Here is a 16,246-nt window from a genome sequence, read left to right as displayed (position 1 = left end):
AGGCCGCCACCTGCGCCGCCTTCCTGCGCCGGGCCGCAGCCTTCTTCACCGCACACGGCATCGACCGCATCGAGCGGGTCCTGACCGACAACGCCTGGCCCTACCGCAAGAGCCTCGCCTGGCAGCAGGCCCTGGCCGACCTCGACGCGAGGGGCACACTCACCCGCGCCTACCGGCCCCAGACCAACGGCAAGGTCGAACGCTTCAACCGCACCCTGCTCGACGAATGGGCCTACCTGAGGCCCTACACCTCAAACGACGAGCGGACAGCGGCCCTGGCAGACTTCCTGCACACCTACAACCACCACCGCTGCCACACCGCACTCGGCGGCCACCCACCCATCACCCGCGTCAACAACCCTGCGGGCCAATACATCTAGGGCCTGTCCGATAGGTCGCGTGACTGGTCGGTGTTCGCCTCGTTCGGGTTGGCATGTGGCGGGACCTTTGAACCTCTCTTGATCTCGTACATCCCCTGGGGGAGGACTCCGTACGCCCCGGGCTCTTCGTAGACACGCCGCGCTCACGCCTCTGTCACACAGCTGCGTCGGCACCTCGGCAGGGGGCAAGGATGGGTTCTGGTCAGTGGGTTGTCCACGCCTCAGGAGGCAGGAAGCTCACCGGTGCGTCCATGGCCTCCGCGGGGAGGAACACCGGTCGGGTGAGCAGGTGGTCCCCCGATCTCTGGACGCCGATCACTACGCCCAGGCTCCGTGATCCGGGTTCACCGAGGTTCGCATAAAACAGCTCGGAGAAGGGCTCGCGGATCCCGGCACGGTCGACAATCCACTGCTCGAGCTCCGAGGGCGTCCGGCCGACCAGCGCGACGCCGTCCGCGTAGACCTGAGGGCCCTTCAGGGCGTCGACCGATATCCCGCGCAGCCGCTCCTCCCGACCGTAGTAGAACGTCAGCCCCAGCCCCCAGCACTCTCCCTTGACCGTGCTGTACCGATCTCGCGAGAGAGCCGCACGCGTGTGGCGCTGGGGGTTCCGTACGAGGGCACCCAGCGCTGCGGTGACCTCCTCTGGCCGCATCCCGAAACGCAGCGGACCCACCCCCTCGAACGGTTCCAGCAACCATCGCCGCCGCCCGCTGTCCGGAAGCACATCCCACACACCCCACCGGTCGAACATTCACTCAATCCTTCATCCAAGATTCCTGCTCCACGATCCGGCCTTCCGTGTCCTGCTCGGCGGTAGTACGAGCCGGGCCCGTGCTGGGCCACACCCCCAACCCCCGTACCAGCAACCAATGCCGCCCTCAGGCACGGTGCGTCGGCCATCCGAGGGCCAGGGCCGTCCAAGGTCCGCCGCCGGGAGGCTCCGGCCGCGAGCCGTTTCCTCCCGGTGGCCCGCCCACGTCGGCCGTCGCTCAGGCGGTGTGACGGCGACGGCTGTGGGCGGCGGCGGCCAGCGCCGCGCCCAGGGCGATCGAGGCACCGCCAGCCCCGAGCATCCAGCCGGAGCCGGCGGTGCTGCCGGTCGCGGCCAACGTGGCGCCCGAGTCGGCGTCGCTGCCGGTCTCGGTCAAGGTGGCACCCGAGTCGGCCCGGCCGACGGTGCCTCCCGTGTCGGTGGCCGAAACCTCTGGCAAGTCGCCCTGCGAAGCAGGCTTGTTGCCGGGGTCCTGCGGCTTGCTGCCGAGCTCGCCCGTGGCCGGCGGCTCGCTCTTCTCGACCACGATGTCGAAGTCGTAGGGCATCGCATCCGACATGATGAGGGTGTCGTCCTCGTCGAGGTATCCGCCGAGCGCCGAGGCGTAGCCGACGCCTACCGGCGTGCCGACGCCGACCTTCATTCGCAACGTGATGTCGGTGTGCTCACCGGGCGCCAACCCGGCGAGCGTGGTGAGGTGGCCGATGTTGGGGTCGACCGTCTTCCAGACACATGCGTCCTCGTCGTACCACTGCAGGGTCAGCAGGTGCCACCTGTCGCGATTATTGTGGCCGAAGGCCGCCAGCAGGGCGTAGACGTCGACCGTCTTGATCGCCTTGGCAGAGGAATTGATGGCGCGGAAGGTGAAATTCTTCCAGCCGGAGCCGGGCACGACCTTGCTGGGCAGGCCGTGCAGCGTAGTGCTCAGTGCCGCCTCGTCCAACTCCGCCGCACCGGCCGGGCCTTCTTCGGATTCCCGGGCCGGCCCGGCGGCAGGCTGGGCCGAGGTGACGGACTCGGCGGTCCCGGTCGGCTCGATGGTGCCGTTCGGGGTGGTGGCGGGGGAGGACGGCCGGGTTCCGCTGCCCGTCTCCTCTCCTGCGGCCGTGTCCACGGTGCCAGGGGCTTCGGGCTGCGTGGTGGGGGCGCCGGTCGGTACCGACGCGGCAGCGCCCGGCGTCGGCTCGGCAGGAACTCCGGCCGGGGGCGCCGCCGGGCTGGTTCTTGCCTCGGGTGCCGCAGCGGCCTGCGGCGATGCCGCGGCACCGGAGCTGGCCGGATCACCGGCTGACGGCTCTCCTTGCCCTGTCGGGAGCTCCGGGCTCCCGGGCTCCGGAGCGGGCTCCGGTATGGAGAGGGCCGGCGGGCTGACCTCTGCCGCCGCCGCGGGTGCAGCGGCCAAGAGCGTCGGGGTGGCCATCGAGACGGCAGCCAGGGCTGCCATACGCATGTACTTCAAGGGAAAACCAAATCTGTCGCTATGGGATGGCGTCCCCTAATCTTTCGCGGTTGTCAAAGTTTCCACTACCTTGCATCAATTTATGGACTCATAAGCCATGCTTTGGACAGGGCGCGGCACTGCTGCCCCTGGAGCGGGCGCCAGCTCGTTGCTCCTCGGCCGGCCGGGGGCCGCCGGTTCCTCGCAGTGCGATCGGGCGGTAGGCCAGGGCCCGCTCGACGACCTCGGTGGCCGACAGCTCCCGCCCGGCGGGCCAGAAGATCAGGTCGGTGACGTACCCCGCCGGACAGCCCAGAGCCCGGTCGAGCGCGTCCTCCAACCGGCTCTCCGCCTCCTCGTCGGTGCCGTCCGCCTCCAAGAGTCGCTGCACCAGGGCCACCGCGTCCTTGTGGCTCATCCCGCTCGGCTCACGCATCGCTCTCAGCGGCGGGGCGCTGGCCACCGGCGTGGGGCATGCGGTGAAGGACCTGGCTCCCGAGGTCGAGGTGATCTGCGTCCAGCCGCTGGGCGCACCGGCGCTGACACACTCGTAGCGCCAACAACGGTTCGTCGCCGCTGACGACGCGGTACTGGTCCAGGGGACGTCGATCATCGTCGGCATGCGGATGCTCCTCGACCACGCCGGCCTCGTCGAACCGTCGGCCGCGCCGGACCTCATTCTGAACTGATCACTAAGAGGCGCTCGGACCGTGATGAGGCGGCGTCGCGGCGAGGGCGTGGGTGATGCCGGTGTTCAGGTCGATGGTGTAGCCGGCGTCGAAGGCGCGTTGGTAGGCGTTGTCGCCGAGGGCTGTACGGGTCTGCTGTTCGCACACTTGGCGGGCGGCCACCACAGTGGGGACGCCGGCCTGTGGTTGGCCGAGTGTCTTCCACAGGTGCGTGGTCAGGCCGAGCAACCAGGCGGCGTCCGGGTACTGGCCTGTGGCGGCGACGGCCCGGGCCAGCGCCTCGAGGGCAATGCCGGTACCCACGTCAGCGCGCATCCGGCGGTTGACGCGCACGGCGGCTCGGGCGTGCTCCTGCGCGGCCCGGTAACGGCCGCGGGCCAGCTCGGCCATGGCATGGACGGTGTCGCCCCAGGCCCGCATGAAACTCTCGCCGTGGCGTGCGCAGACGACGCTCACTTCGTCCAGCCAGACAATGGCCTTCTCAGGGCGTCCCGTGGTGGCATACGCATGGGCGCCGATCACCAGGGCCGCCAAGGGGGGATAGGTCAGCGGCTTCTCGCGCCAGTCCGTGGCCAGCATGTCTTCGGCGAGGGTGACCACCCGGTCCGGGTCACCGTGGAGCGTCGCCAGCCGGAGGCCGTTGAGCGCCGTGTACCTGCCTTCGGTGTCGCCGAGACGGGCGGCCAGCGCGGTGCCCTCGGCGGCGCACTCTTCGAGGGCGGGCAGATCGCCCAGAAGGAACAGGGACTGGCCGTTAGCGTACAGGGCCTTGGCCCGCGCCCAGGAGGGCGCGGTGTCGGCGGCCAGGGCCCGGTCCAGGTAGAGCCGGCCCTCCTTGAGGAACCCGCAGGCGTACCAGAAGAACCACAGTGCACCAGCCAGGTCCAACGCGGTGTGGTGCTCGGTGTGGCCCTCGGCCTCGACCAGGCTGTATTCCATCGCGGTGCGGATGTTGTCACGCTCGGCGGTCATCCGGTCGAACCAGGCGAACTGGTCGGGGCCGATCCAGACGGCGTCGCCCCGGCGGGCCAGGTCCAGGTAGTGGTCGAGGTGGCGGCGGCGCAGCGCGTCCTCCTCGCCGAGGCCGCGCAGCCAGTGGGCCCCGTACTCGCGGATGGTGTCCAGCATCCGGTAGCGGTCGCTGCCCCCGGTGGGCACCCAGGACAGGATCGAGGCGTCGGCGAGCGCGCTGAGGAGAGCCGGGATCGCCTTGTCGGGGAGCAGGTCGTCGGCGCACACCCGGCGTACCGCTTCGACCTCGAAGGTGCCGGCGAACACCGAGGTCCGTGCCCACAACAGCCGCTGTTGCGGTGTGCACAGTTCATTGCTCCAGCCGATTGCCGTGCGCAGTGCCTGGTGCCAGGGCGGAAGGACGGTGTACGCCGCCTCTTTCGTTTCCAGCACGGCCAGGCGGTCGTCGAGGCCGGTGGCCAGCTCGGCGGGCGAGAGTTCGCGCAGTCGCGCGGCGGCCAGCTCGATCGCGAGCGGCAGTCCCTCCAGGCGTCGGCACAGGCGCACCATGTCGGGCTGGTTATCCTTGGTGACCGCAAACCCTGGCACCACGGCGCTGGCCCGCTCGGCCAGCAGCACCATGGCGTCGTTCCCGGCCGCCTCGGGGTCGTCGGGATCGGGGACCGGCATGGGGTCGACCGTCAGCACCCGCTCGACGGGCACGCCCAGCGGGCGGCGGCTGGTGGCCAGGATGCGCAGTCCTGGCGCGGCGTCCAGGAGTTTCTGGGCCGTCAGCGCACAGGCGTCGGCCAGGTGCTCGCAGGTGTCCAGGACGAGGAGCAGTTCTTGCCCGAACATGTAATCAGCGAGCACGTCGATCATCGGCCGGTTGGACATATCGGCCAGCGGCAGAGCCTCGGCGATCGTCAGGTCCAGGACCGAACCCTGGCTCAGCGGTGACAGTTCCACCCACCATGCCCCGTCCCGGAACGACGGCTGCAGTTCGACCGCGGCCTCCAGCGCCAGCCGGGACTTGCCCACGCCAGCGACGCCCGTCAGTGTCACGAGCCGTTCCCCGTGGAACAGCCTTTGCATGTCGGCCAGTTCGCTGCGACGGCCGACCAGCCCGGTCCAACGCCCGGGCAGATTCCCCACCCGCACAACCTCGTTGTCCTTGCCGGGCTCCCGCGCCGTCATGAGCTTGCCCTCCTCAGCCGGTCTCGCCTCCTGGACGAGGGAGACCATTCTGCTCGCTCACGCCGGCCTCCATGACCGAGAGCGCGGAAACGCCCGTATGCGCACAGCAGCGGTCACAACAGACCGACGGTCGGACTTTTCCGCGCAGACCTGGTCATGCCGCCGTTGGCCGTGAGCGTATTTCAACATCAACTTAAGGCGTGCTGGAGGGCGACGACGGCCTTCACGATGTCGGTGATCCGGTTGGTGCTGCAGCGGAGCTTTCGCAGCAGGCGCCAGTACTGCCCGGATCGACCACGATATGACGGCCGCCCGGCAGCGCGCGGTCATCGACGAGCTCGCCGATGCGGGGCTCAAGTGCTGGGCAGACAAGGCGCACCAAGGGGCGGGCAGGACAATACGGGTCCCGTTCTGGGGCCGCCGGGTCAAGCAAGGGAAGCGTCGGCACAACAGCAGTCACGCCAAGATCCGCTGCCTCGGCGAGCAGGCCATGGCAACCCTGAAGGGTGTCGTCGGTAGAGCGATGAAAGATGTCGGGCATAGGTTTGCTGGACCGGCAACATCTCGGTTGGCGCCTGTCGACTCATTAGGGGGTGTCCGATGGGTCGTGCTGTCTGCACTGGGCGTCAGTCGACGACCCACATCCACCAGCGATCAGATGACTTGATGGAAATGACCGCAGCACCCCCGGGACTGCCTGCCGGGGGTGCTGCGGTGTAGCTGGGGCCGGTCAGTCCCAGGTGGAGTCCTGGAGGTTGAACTTACCGGGGGTGGCGCCGTGGACGAAGCGCAGCAAGCCGTCCTGGATGGTCAGGGGCTTACCGGTCTCGCGGTCCTTCTGCCAGATCTCGTAGTAGTTACCCATGTCGTAGAAGGTGACCTTGTCGGCCTTGGAGGAGACGGGGGTCACCCAGCCGTCGCTGGAATCGATCCACTTGCCTTTTGCGGTGGCGCAGGTGACTTGCAGGTAGCCGCCCCAGTTGCCGTCCTTGGCCCACGCGCCGTCGGCGACCTTCACCCACAGTGCCGGGCCCTGGGAGTGGAGCGTCTCGGTCTGGGTCATGGCGACTTGCTTGCCGTCAACCGTCTTGCTGTAGCTCCTGGCCTCGATGCCGACCTGGGTGTCGCTGCCACTCCTGAACCGCACAGTGGTCTCGGAGGAACGGTGCGGGACGTACCGGTCGCCCGAGAAGTCGGCCTTGGAGGTATCGATCTCGAAGACCTTCCAAGCGAAATCACGCAGACGCTCGTTGCGGGAGTCCTTCATCTCGTGGTCGCCGGCCACGAAGTCCTTGAACGCCGCCTCGTCGCCACCGGCGCCCTGGACGCGCTGGACGATCCACCGCAGGGTCTGCCCCTCGGGACCGGCCGCCCTCTCCTTGAGGGCCTCCTCCTCCGCCTTCGTCTTGGCGGCCCGGCTGGCTTCCGCCTCCTTGAGGGCCTCCTCCTCCGCCTTCGCCTTGGCGGCCCTCCTGGCTTCCAACTCCTTGAGGGCCTCCTCCCCCGCCACCATCGCCTCGATGATCTCCTGGTCGAAAGAGTCGCTGGCGCGTCGGTCCAGCAGCATCATGCTGTCGGTGATGCCTTCCGGCGAAGGGGAGTCCCGGGGCGCGGTGATCGCCAGCCTCTTCAGGATCAGCGCCTCGATGCGCTCCTTCTTCCATTCCTGGTGCGCGGCTTCGATCTCCGCGATCTGCTGCGGGTCCAGCTCCTTCGCCGGCGGGGGCGCGTCCTCGTCCAAGAAGATCATGAAGCTGTTCTTACGCAGGTAGCCCATGGATGGCCCTCCCCTATCAGCAATGGGTTATCGGTTCATCACGCTACGTTTCGCCTACTGATTGATCAAGAGGGACCAGGGACTGTCCGGCGGGCCATGGCGGTGGAGCCCCATCATGAGCAGAGCCAGAGCCGGATCGCTGCGACGGGACCGTTCCCTCGAAGACGTAAGCGCGCTTGTCGAACCGTGTCGCCACGGCGCGGAAGCCCTTGAGGGCATTCACGGTGCGCTCGACTTCGTTCCTGCGTGCGTACCGCTCCCGGTCGAACCCGGTGGGTCTGCCGCCCGCGCTGCCACGGCGTCGGCGGTGGGCTTGCTGGTCTCTGCGCTCGGGGATGGTGTGCCGGATCTGCCGCCGCCGCAGGTAGCGCCGGTTGCGGCGGGAACTGTACGCCTTGTCCCCGCAGAGGTGGTCCGGGCGCGTCCGCGGGTGTCCACCGGCCGGTCGCGGGACGCGGACGCGCTCCAGGACCGGAATCAGCTGAGGAGCATCGCCCCACTGCCCCGGTGTGATCAGGACAGCCAGCGGTCGGCAGCCTCCGCCGCTCGCCAGATGGATCTTGGTGGTGAGCCCGCCGCGTGAACGGCCGATCGCCTCATCGTCCCGATGCCAGGCGGGAGAACGGCGCCGTCCTGATATCCGTGGGGGCCGGCTCCGGGCCCCGGCGGCCTGCTGGTGGACGCGGCACACGGTGGAGTCCACACTCACCACACTCCAGTCGATCCGGCCCTCCGCGTCAGCATCGGCCTGGACGGCCCTCAGTAGCTTCGCCCACGTACCGTCCGCTGACCACCTGCGATGCCTGTCGTAGCAGGTCTTCCACTTCCCGAACCGTGAGGGAAGATCACGCCACGGGATCCCGGCCCGTTGCCGGAAGAGGATCCCGTTGATGACCATGCGGTGGTCCCTCCAGCGCCCGCCCCGCCCCACGCTCTTCGGAAGGTGCGGCTCCAGCCGGTCCCACTCGCCATCTGAAAGGTCGCCCCGTCCCACACAGAACGGAACGAGACAGCGGCGTATTAGTCATGCGACCCACCGGACAGTCCCTAGGGCCTGCTGTTCAGCCGGCCCGGATCCACTGCCGGGTCAAGTTCCGCGGTTGCGGCTCAATTCGCACGCGGATCAATAGACCTGACGTCACGCCGGATTCAGGACATTCACGACGGACAGGCGCCGCTCCCCATCGAACGGGATCACCTCACGGGGAATGCCGTGACGTGGATTGGCGCCGTCACCGGTGTGCGGCAACAGTCGACCGTCGCGTCGACGAAAACCCTGGCCGAGTGGCCTCGGGTCGCGTGGACGCCCATGGCGTCGAAATACCGGACGAGAACCTCCCGGACGGCGCGCAGAAGATGCGCATCCTGCCGCCCGCCCTCCATGAAGCCGACTGGAGCGGGCTCCGGCCCTACTCCCCGGGCACGCGTGCCCCGTGGAACGAGGTCGTCCGGCGCAGCCGGAAGCCGAGCGATTCGTAGAGGCGGATGGCGGTGGTGTTCTGCGCCGACGTGTGCAGGAACGGTGTCTCGCCGCGGGCCCTGATGCCGTGCGCGACGGCGAGGACCAGGCGGGCCCCCAGGCCCTGGCCGCGGTGCGCGGGGTCGGTGCAGACCGCGCTGATCTCCGTCCAGCCCGGCGGGTGCAGGCGCTCCCCGGCCATCGCGACGAGGGCGCCCTCGCGGCGTATGCCCAGATAGGTGCCGAGCTCGACGGTGCGCGGCTCGAACGGGCCCGGCTCCGTGCGCGCGACCAGGTCGAGCATCTCGGGCACGTCGTCGGGGCCGAGCGGCACCGCCTCGGGGTCCGGCGCGGCGGCGACACCGTCGTCCACGAGCTGCACGCCGGGCACGTCGAAGGTCGGCTCCCACCCGTCGGGCGGGCGCACCGTCGTCCCGAGGAGCGGCACCTCGTTCCCGGCCCCGGCGAGCGCGGCCAGATCCGCCCAGTCCGCGGCCGCCATGTCGTCGGGCAGCGCGAGCCACGGCGACACATCGAGCGGATACCGCACCACACGGCCGCGCCACTCGCCGAAATGCGCGTGCGGGCCGGTGAGGGAGGCGTAGGCGGGGTTGTCGAGGGGGTGGGGGAGCCGCGCGGCGGCCGACGTGTCCCCGGCCTCCACGGTGACCTGGGCTCGCAATGTGTCCCCGGCCTCCGCCGCGCCTCCCGCTTCCGTCAACGCCGTCATGCCGGGACCTCGATCACGACCTTGCCCCGCGCATGGCGGCCCTCCACCGCGCGCAGCGCGTCGCCCGCACGGTCCAGGGGGTACGTCGCCGTGACCTGCGGGCGCAGCACGCCCGCCACGGCGAGGAGCGCGACCTCGTCCAGGACCGCCGACGTGCGGGCCCGCACCACCGGTGCGCCACCCAGTTCCGCCACGGTCTCCTTGGCCGCCGCCGTGATCAGCTTCCCGCGGTCGGTCAGCAGCTCCGCGACCTCGGCCAGGTCCGCGCCGCCCACCAGGTCGAAGACGGCGTCGATGCGACCGCCCGGCACGGACGCGCGGATGCGCTCGGCGAGCCGGGGGCCGGACGGCACGTGGACGGCGCCGAGGGTCTCGACGAACTCCTTCTTGCCCGCGCTCGCCGTGCCCACCACCCGCAGCCCGAAGTGCCGGGCGATCTGGACGGCGGCCACCCCGACGCCGCCCCCGGCGCCCGTGATCAGCAGCGTCGCGCCGGTGGGCAGGTCCAGCTGGCGCAGCCCGTCGTACGCGGTCGCCCCCGCGACCGGCAGCGCGGCCGCGTCCGTGAAGGAGAGCGTGTCCGGCTTGTGGGCGGCGACGTCGGCGGGGACCAGCGTGAACTCCGCGTAGCCGCCGGTGACCGGATTGCCGAAGACCGGGTCGCCGACCGCGAACCCCTCGACGCCGGGACCCACGCCCCGTACGACACCGGCGACCTCGCTGCCGAGCACCTCGTGACCGGCCAGCGGTGCCTGCCCAGGGCGGCGCTTGCCCGCCCGCAGCTTCCAGTCGATCGGGTTCACGCCGGCCGCGCGCACCGCGACGAGCAGCTGCCCGGGGCCCGGCTCCGGTATCGCGAGGTCGAGGAAGGCCTCGACCTCGGGACCCCCGTGCCGGGTGAATGCGTACGCCTTGGGCATCTGGCTCCCTCACATCCCGCTCATCGATGTTCCACCAGGGATGACCATCAAGATCCCCCGGCTATTCCCGGCGGCTGTTTCCGGGCCGGGAGCGGGTGCCGAGTCGCGGTCGCGCGGGCAAGCTGTCGGGTGAGGTGTCGAGGGAGAGGGCAACGCAGTGGTGCCGACCGGTGGGAACGACGACGATCTGCTCCAGGGGCTTTCGGTGGACGAGGCGCGTCCGGAGCGCCCGGTGCTCCTCGACCGGCAGGGGCGGCCCCTGCGGACGTGGCAGGAGAACTACCCGTACGCGAAGAAGCTGGACCGCAAGACGTACGAGCGGCGCAAGCGGATCCTGCAGATCGAACTGCTCAAGCTGCAGAAGACGGTGCGTGACCAGGGGCTGCGCATCGCGGTGCTGTGCGAGGGGCGTGACGCGGCGGGGAAGGGCGGCACGATCAAACGGTTCACCGAGCGCCTGAACCCACGTGGCGCCCGGACGGTGGCGCTGGACAAGCCCACCGAGCGCGAGGCGGGCCAGTGGTACTTCCAGCGGTACGTCGCCCAGCTGCCGTCGGCGGGCGAGATCGTCTTCTTCGACCGCTCCTGGTACAACCGCGCGGGCGTCGAGCCGGTGATGGGGTTCTGCACCCCCGACGAACACCAGCACTTCCTGACTCAGGCCCCGCTGTTCGAGAGGATGATCACCGACGACGGCATCGTCCTCATCAAGTTCTGGTTCTCCGTCTCCCGGGCCGAGCAGCGGACGCGGTTCGCGATCCGGCAGGTCGACCCGGTGCGCCAGTGGAAACTGTCCTCCACCGATGTCGCCTCGCTGGACCTGTGGGACGCCTACACGTACGCGAAGGTCGAGATGTTCCGCGCCACGGACGCGCCGCACGCCCCGTGGACCGTCGTGAAGACCAACGACAAGCGGCGCGGCCGCCTCGAAGCCATGCGGCACCTGCTGCTGCAGCTCGACTACGAGGCGAAGGACACGGAGGCCGTCGGCAAGGCCGACCCACTGATCATCGGCCCCGCCAACACGCTGCTGGAACCCGGGGAGGACCCCACGGACCTGTCACCCAGCAAGCTCGCGGACAAGGTAGGGGGGCCCGGCGACCACCCCGACCCGTGACGTCACCCGTTCAGAGACCGACCGCCCCGTCGATCCGCTCCCGGAGCAGGTCGGCGTGGCCGTTGTGGCGCGCGTACTCCTCGATCATGTGCAGGAGCACCCAGCGCAGCGACACCGTGCCGAGCCAGGAGTTCTGCCCCTCGACGTCGAGATCGGCGGCCTCCTCCACGAACTTCTCGGCGAACTCCACCTCGGCGCGCCACGCCTCCCAGGCCGCGGCGACCGCGCCGGGCTCCGCCACCGCGCCGTCGAAGTCCTCGTCGGCGTTGTCGGGCGTGGCATAGACGAGCGGCACGTCCTGACCGGCGAGATCCTGCCGGAACCAGCGGCGCTCCACATCGGTGAGGTGCCGCACCAGACCGAGCAGCGACAGCGCGGAGGGCTCGGCGGACCGCCGGTCCAACTCGGCTTCCAGGCCCCGGCACTTGATCTCCAGGGTCTCGCGGTGGGCCCGCAGGAAGGTGACCAGCATGGTCCGTTCGTCCCCGGTGGTGACCGCGCCGTACCGGGGGTCTTCCGCTTTGCCCGTGAAGAAGGAGGCTCTCCTGCGTGAAGTCATGCACCCATCATCGGGCCCTGCGCCGGGCCCCGTTGACGCAGCCCCTCGTACAGCGCTCCGACCAGGTGGATGCTGCGCAGGTCCTCGCCCGAGGTGCCGGCGCCCATGCGGTTCATCGTGTACGCGTACGAGACGCCGTTCTCCGGGTCGGCGAAGGCGTACGACCCGCCCGCGCCACCGTGCCCGAACGCCTTGGGGTTGGGGCCCGCCTGACCGTACTGGTTGAGCATGTAGCCGAGGCCCCACGGCCACGTCTCGGCGAGCGGTGTGCCCGCCCGCAGGACGAGGTCCGGCTCGTCGTCCTCGCTCTGCCGGGTGCGCAGCCGCTCCACGGCGCCGGACGAGAGGAGCCGTCCGCACGCCAACTCCGCGTACACGGCGGCGATTCCGCGGGCGGTGGCGTGACCGTTGGCCGCGGGGATCTCCGCGCAGCGGTAGGCCGCGGCGTTCACGTCACCGAGCGGGAGGTACTGCAGCGCCAGGGTGACCGGCGCCATCGGGTGGTCCGTCAGCCCGCCGACCGGGGGCTTCGGCGCCTCGCCGAACACGGTGCGCGAGGATGTCGAGGAGGGCGGGGACGTCGGTGCCTCCGTGGCGCGGACCGGCGGCGCCATGTCCGCGCACCGCCCGTGCTCGCTCTCCGGCGTGCCGACGTGCACGTCGGCGCCCAGCGGCCCGGTCACCTCGGCGCGCAGGAACGTCCCGAGCGAGACACCCGTGATGCGCCGTACGACCTCGCCGACCAGAAAGCCGAAGGTCACCGCGTGATAGCCCTGGGCGGTGCCCGGCCGCCACCACGGGCGGGTCGCCGCCAGCGCCTCGGTCACCTTCTCCCAGTCGTACACCGCACCCGGCGCCATTGGCTCGCCCGGCGCGATCAGCCCGGCGCGGTGACCGAGCAGCCAGCGCACCGGGATGTCGGCCTTGCCCTCCTGGGCGAACTCGGGCCAGTACCGCGCGACCGGCGCGTCCAGGTCCAACTCGCCCCGGTCGGCCAGGAGATGTGCGCAGAGCGCCGTCATGCCCTTGGTCGTGGAGTAGACGTTGACCAGCGTGTCCCGCTCCCAGCGGCGGGTGCCGCTCCGGTCCGCGTCGCCGCCCCACAGGTCGACGACGAGCTCACCGCCGACCGTGGCCGCGACGGCGGCCCCGAGCTCGTCGCGCTCGGTGAAGCTCCGCTCGAACTCCGCTCGCACGCCCTCGAATCCGGGGGCGCAGGTGCCGTGGACGCGCACAGTCATGCCGTGCATGGTTGCCCACGGCACCTAACTTTGCAAGATGCCCGCTCCTGTCCCTTGCGGGCCGCCCGCTACAGCCAGCTGCCGTAGCGCCGGATGTACCAGCCCTTCACCGCCTGGGTGAGCGCGCAGTACGCGAGCAGCGTGCACAGCAGCCACGGGAAGTAGCTCATCGGCAGCGGCTCCATCGACAGCGCCGTGGCCAGCGGGGAGAACGGCAGCCAGAGACCGAAGACCATCACCGCGCCCGTCATCACGAGCACCGGCAGCGAGGCGCGGGACTGGACGAACGGGATCTTCCGCGTGCGGATCATGTGCACGATGAGGGTCTGGGACAGCAGCCCCTCCACGAACCAGCCCGTCTGGAACAGGGTCTGCCGGGCGGGCGAGTCGGCCTGGAAGACGTACCACATCACGAGGAACGTCGTGATGTCGAAGACCGAGCTGATCGGGCCGATCCGGACCATGAACCGGCCGATGCCCCGTGCGTCCCAGGTCTGCGGCTTCTTCAGGTACTCCTTGTCCATCCGGTCCCACGGGATGGCCAGCTGGCTGACGTCGTAGCAGAGGTTCTGCACCAGGAGGTGGATGGCGAGCATCGGCTGGAAGGGGATGAAGGCCGAGGCGACCAGGACCGAGAAGACGTTCCCGAAGTTCGAGGACGCCGTCATCTTGATGTACTTGATGGTGTTGCCGAACGTCTGACGGCCCATCAGTACGCCCTGCTCCAGGACCATCAGGTCCTTCTTCAGCAGGATGATGTCCGCGGACTCCTTGGCGATGTCCACGGCCGTGTCGACGGAGACACCCACATCGGCCTCGCGCAGCGCCGCCGCGTCGTTGATGCCGTCCCCGAGGAAGCCGACCGTGTGCCCGTCGGCCTTCAGGGCGCGCACGATCCGTGCCTTCTGGACGGGGTTGACCTTCGCGAAAACCGTGGTCGTGCGGGCCAGTTCGATCAGCTCGACGTCGTCGACCAGGTCGATCGTGGCGCCGGTGATCAGCTCCCCGGTGTCCAGGCCGACGTCGGCGCAGACGCGCGCGGCGACCAGTTCGTTGTCGCCGGTGACGACCTTGACCGCGACGCCGTTCTCGGCGAGTGCGCGCAGCGCGTCCGCCGCGTCCTTCTTCGGCGGGTCGAGGAAGGCGAGGAATCCGACGAGCGTCAGCTCCGTCTCGTCCGCCACCGAGTAGCTCTCGCGCTCGGCGGTGTCGGGGTCGACGGGGAACGTGCGGGTGGCGACCGCGAGGACCCGCAGGCCCTCCCGGTTGTGCCGCTCGGTGAGGTGCGTGACGTGGGCGCGCAGCTGCGGGGTGAGCTCCACGCGCTCGCCGCGGTCCATCAGGTGGCCGCACCGGTCGAGGACCTCCTCGACCGCGCCCTTGGTGATGAGGGTGTGCTCGAAGACGGGTCCGGAGAGTTCGTCGCGGCGCAGGACCACGGACATGCGGCGGCGGGCGAAGTCGAAGGGGATCTCGTCGATCATCGTGAAGAGACGGTCGACGACAACCTCCTCGGCCTCGTCGACCCGGTCGATGACCGCCTGGTCCATGAGGTTGCGGAGCCCCGTCTGGAAGTGGGAGTTCAGATACGCGTACTCGAGCACCTCGCGGTCCTCCTCGCCGCGCGTGCCGAGATAGCGGTCCAGGACGATGCGGTCCTCGGTGAGCGTGCCGGTCTTGTCCGTGCACAGGACGTCCATCGCGCCGAGGTTCTGGATCGCGTTGAGCTGCTTGACGACGACCTGGTGCTTCGACAGGGCGACGGCGCCGCGCGCCAGGTTCGCCGAGACGACCATCGGCAGCATCTCGGGGGTGAGCCCGACCGCCACGGAGACGGAGAACAGCAGCGCCTGGTCCCAGTCGCCTTTGGTGAAGCCGTTGATCGCGAAGACGACCGGGACCATCACCAGCATGAAGCGGATCAGCAGGAAGCTGACCCGGCGCACGCCGACGTCGAACGCGGTCTGCGGGCGGTCGCCGGTCAGTGCGCTCGCCATCGAGCCGAAGTAGGTGTGCGCGCCGGTCGCGACGACCACACCGGTGGCTGTGCCGGAGGTCACCGACGTGCCCATCAGGCAGAGGTTGTCGGCCTCCACGGGGTCCGTGGTGGTCTGCTGGCCGAGATCGTGCGCGCGGGTGTCGGCCTTGGCGACGGGCAGCGACTCGCCGGACAGCGTGGCCTGGCTGACCATCAGGTCCTTGGCGGTGAGCAGCCGCAGGTCGGCCGGGACCATGTCGCCGGCGGCGAGGCGCACGAGGTCGCCGGGGACGACCTGCTCCATCGGGATCTCTTCGGTGGCCGCGGTCCCGCTCCAGCGGCGCGAGACCGCGCAGGACGTGGTGACCAGCTTCTTCAGCGCCTCGGCGGACCGTGTGGAGCGGCACTCCTGCCAGAACCGGAGGAGCGCGCTGATCAGCACCATCGAGGTGAGGATGTAGACGCCGGGGTCGGCCGGGTCCTGCCAGTACATGACGGCCGCGAGCACGACGAGCACCCCGATGAAGGGGTTCCAGAAGGACTTGGCGAGCTGCGCGGTCCAGTGCGGTGCGCGCTCGTGGGCGACGGTGTTCGCGCCGTACCGCTCGATGCGCTTGAGCACCTGGTCCTGACGCAGGCCGCGCGGGGTGGCGTTGAGCTCGCGCAGCACGTCGCGGGCGGGCCGCGCACTGAGTTCGGCGAGCCTGGCGCCGACTTCGCGGGTGCGGGCGTCCAGTTCGGCGGCCTTGCGGGTACGGGGGGCGGGGCGGGGGTTCTCGCCTGGCGGGGCCAGGCGTACCTGGGGAATCAGCTTGTTCATGGCAGACCTCCCTCCGTGCGGGGCATGACGAGGCAGACCCGGGCACGAGGACGTGGATGTGTGAATGCGGGGTGAAGAAATCACCGGGGTGCCGAGGGCGACTTGCCGTCGGCGGACGGAGTTGTCGCTGCGCGGTCAGCGCGACGAGGAAAGAGAAACGGCGGCGGAAAGCGCCTCAGAAGCGGTGGAAAGCAGCCATCGGCTTCGGAAAGAGG

Annotated in this window: 13 protein-coding genes and 2 pseudogenes; 3 read left to right on the top strand and 12 right to left on the bottom strand. The window is 69.9% G+C overall.

Going from position 1 to position 16,246, the window contains the following annotated elements:
* Nucleotides 1-380, top strand: a 380-nt coding sequence (locus AOK03_RS06295) for an integrase core domain-containing protein (protein ID WP_157868871.1), incomplete at its 5' end; no start/stop codon positions are given.
* 202 nt (nt 381-582) lie between these two features.
* On the opposite strand, the gene AOK03_RS06290 is transcribed toward AOK03_RS06295, so the two are convergent.
* The 3 genes from AOK03_RS06290 to AOK03_RS06280 form a co-directional block, all read right to left on the bottom strand.
* The gene (locus AOK03_RS06290; protein WP_055564163.1) at nt 583-1,134 is read right to left on the bottom strand and encodes a hypothetical protein; all 552 of its coding nucleotides are present in this window, start codon (nt 1,132-1,134) and stop codon (nt 583-585) included.
* Nucleotides 1,135-1,372: 238 nt separating this feature from the next.
* Nucleotides 1,373-2,269 carry a hypothetical protein gene (locus AOK03_RS06285; RefSeq protein ID WP_055564162.1) on the bottom strand — a complete coding sequence of 299 codons (897 nt, stop codon included), beginning with the start codon at nt 2,267-2,269 and terminating at the stop codon, nt 1,373-1,375.
* A 433-nt stretch (nt 2,270-2,702) separates the two neighbouring features.
* A complete protein-coding gene (locus AOK03_RS06280) occupies nt 2,703-3,011 on the bottom strand; it encodes a hypothetical protein (protein ID WP_063792429.1) in 309 nt (102 codons plus the stop codon).
* Between the two features lie 16 nt (nt 3,012-3,027).
* On the opposite strand from AOK03_RS06280, the pseudogene AOK03_RS43805 reads away from it, so the two are divergent.
* Nucleotides 3,028-3,261: pseudogene (locus tag AOK03_RS43805) on the top strand (threonine dehydratase); the annotation flags it as partial.
* A 24-nt stretch (nt 3,262-3,285) separates the two neighbouring features.
* Here the strand turns inward: AOK03_RS43805 and AOK03_RS06270 are convergent.
* From AOK03_RS06270 to AOK03_RS06250, 6 genes and pseudogenes are all read right to left on the bottom strand, one after another.
* On the bottom strand, nt 3,286-5,430 hold the full coding sequence (locus AOK03_RS06270; protein ID WP_063792430.1) for an ATP-binding protein: 2,145 nt from the start codon (nt 5,428-5,430) through the stop codon (nt 3,286-3,288).
* A gap of 188 nt (nt 5,431-5,618) precedes the next feature.
* Nucleotides 5,619-5,708: pseudogene (locus tag AOK03_RS45105) on the bottom strand (IS5/IS1182 family transposase); the annotation flags it as partial.
* Between the two features lie 452 nt (nt 5,709-6,160).
* Entirely contained in the window at nt 6,161-7,207 is a 1,047-nt protein-coding gene (locus AOK03_RS06265) for a hypothetical protein (protein WP_055564159.1), read from the bottom strand.
* A 113-nt stretch (nt 7,208-7,320) separates the two neighbouring features.
* Nucleotides 7,321-8,201 (bottom strand): IS5 family transposase gene (locus tag AOK03_RS40560; protein WP_107097932.1). Its coding sequence is split into 2 segments (ribosomal slippage): nt 7,321-7,355 and nt 7,355-8,201, totalling 882 coding nucleotides; the frame shifts between segments, so codons are not numbered across the junction.
* 415 nt (nt 8,202-8,616) lie between these two features.
* Nucleotides 8,617-9,396, bottom strand: coding sequence for a GNAT family N-acetyltransferase (locus AOK03_RS06255; RefSeq protein WP_079074526.1), 780 nt, complete (start codon nt 9,394-9,396; stop codon nt 8,617-8,619).
* Nucleotides 9,393-10,316 (bottom strand): NADP-dependent oxidoreductase, encoded by a 924-nt coding sequence (locus tag AOK03_RS06250; RefSeq protein WP_055564157.1) that lies wholly within the window; start codon nt 10,314-10,316, stop codon nt 9,393-9,395. Before AOK03_RS06250 ends, AOK03_RS06255 begins: the two co-directional genes overlap by 4 nt.
* Nucleotides 10,317-10,473: 157 nt before the next feature.
* Here AOK03_RS06250 and ppk2 point away from each other — a divergent pair, with 157 nt between their 5' ends.
* Nucleotides 10,474-11,433, top strand: a complete 960-nt coding sequence (gene ppk2, locus AOK03_RS06245; protein WP_055564156.1) for a polyphosphate kinase 2 — start codon at nt 10,474-10,476, stop codon at nt 11,431-11,433.
* Between the two features lie 10 nt (nt 11,434-11,443).
* Here the strand turns inward: ppk2 and AOK03_RS06240 are convergent, their stop codons facing one another.
* The 3 genes from AOK03_RS06240 to mgtA are packed head-to-tail and all read right to left on the bottom strand — an operon-like array spanning nt 11,444 to nt 16,031.
* Nucleotides 11,444-11,992: a DinB family protein gene (locus AOK03_RS06240; protein ID WP_055564155.1), complete on the bottom strand. Its 549-nt coding sequence runs from the start codon at nt 11,990-11,992 to the stop codon at nt 11,444-11,446.
* Nucleotides 11,989-13,242 carry a serine hydrolase domain-containing protein gene (locus AOK03_RS06235; protein ID WP_055564154.1) on the bottom strand — a complete coding sequence of 418 codons (1,254 nt, stop codon included), beginning with the start codon at nt 13,240-13,242 and terminating at the stop codon, nt 11,989-11,991. The genes AOK03_RS06240 and AOK03_RS06235 overlap by 4 nt, the downstream gene beginning before the upstream one ends.
* 59 nt (nt 13,243-13,301) lie before the next feature.
* Nucleotides 13,302-16,031 (bottom strand): magnesium-translocating P-type ATPase, encoded by a 2,730-nt coding sequence (gene mgtA / locus AOK03_RS06230; protein ID WP_055564153.1) that lies wholly within the window; start codon nt 16,029-16,031, stop codon nt 13,302-13,304.
* Between the last annotated feature and the right edge of the window lie 215 nt (nt 16,032-16,246).

Origin of the sequence: Streptomyces atriruber, assembly GCF_001418325.1 — a bacterium.
GTDB classification, from domain to species: domain Bacteria; phylum Actinomycetota; class Actinomycetes; order Streptomycetales; family Streptomycetaceae; genus Streptomyces; species Streptomyces atriruber.
This window is presented reverse-complemented; position numbering and strand designations above follow the sequence as displayed.

Excerpts from the sequence above, each read along its gene's own strand:
- AOK03_RS06290 (WP_055564163.1), bottom strand. The coding sequence starts at position 1,134 with ATGTTCGACCGGTGGGGTGTGTGGGATGTGCTTCCGGACAGCGGGCGG.
- AOK03_RS06280 (WP_063792429.1), bottom strand. The coding sequence starts at position 3,011 with ATGAGCCACAAGGACGCGGTGGCCCTGGTGCAGCGACTCTTGGAGGCG.
- AOK03_RS06270 (WP_063792430.1), bottom strand. The coding sequence starts at position 5,430 with ATGACGGCGCGGGAGCCCGGCAAGGACAACGAGGTTGTGCGGGTGGGG.
- AOK03_RS06265 (WP_055564159.1), bottom strand. The coding sequence starts at position 7,207 with ATGGGCTACCTGCGTAAGAACAGCTTCATGATCTTCTTGGACGAGGAC.
- AOK03_RS06255 (WP_079074526.1), bottom strand. The coding sequence starts at position 9,396 with ATGACGGCGTTGACGGAAGCGGGAGGCGCGGCGGAGGCCGGGGACACA.
- AOK03_RS06250 (WP_055564157.1), bottom strand. The coding sequence starts at position 10,316 with ATGCCCAAGGCGTACGCATTCACCCGGCACGGGGGTCCCGAGGTCGAG.
- AOK03_RS06240 (WP_055564155.1), bottom strand. The coding sequence starts at position 11,992 with ATGACTTCACGCAGGAGAGCCTCCTTCTTCACGGGCAAAGCGGAAGAC.
- AOK03_RS06235 (WP_055564154.1), bottom strand. The coding sequence starts at position 13,242 with ATGCACGGCATGACTGTGCGCGTCCACGGCACCTGCGCCCCCGGATTC.
- mgtA (WP_055564153.1), bottom strand. The coding sequence starts at position 16,031 with ATGAACAAGCTGATTCCCCAGGTACGCCTGGCCCCGCCAGGCGAGAAC.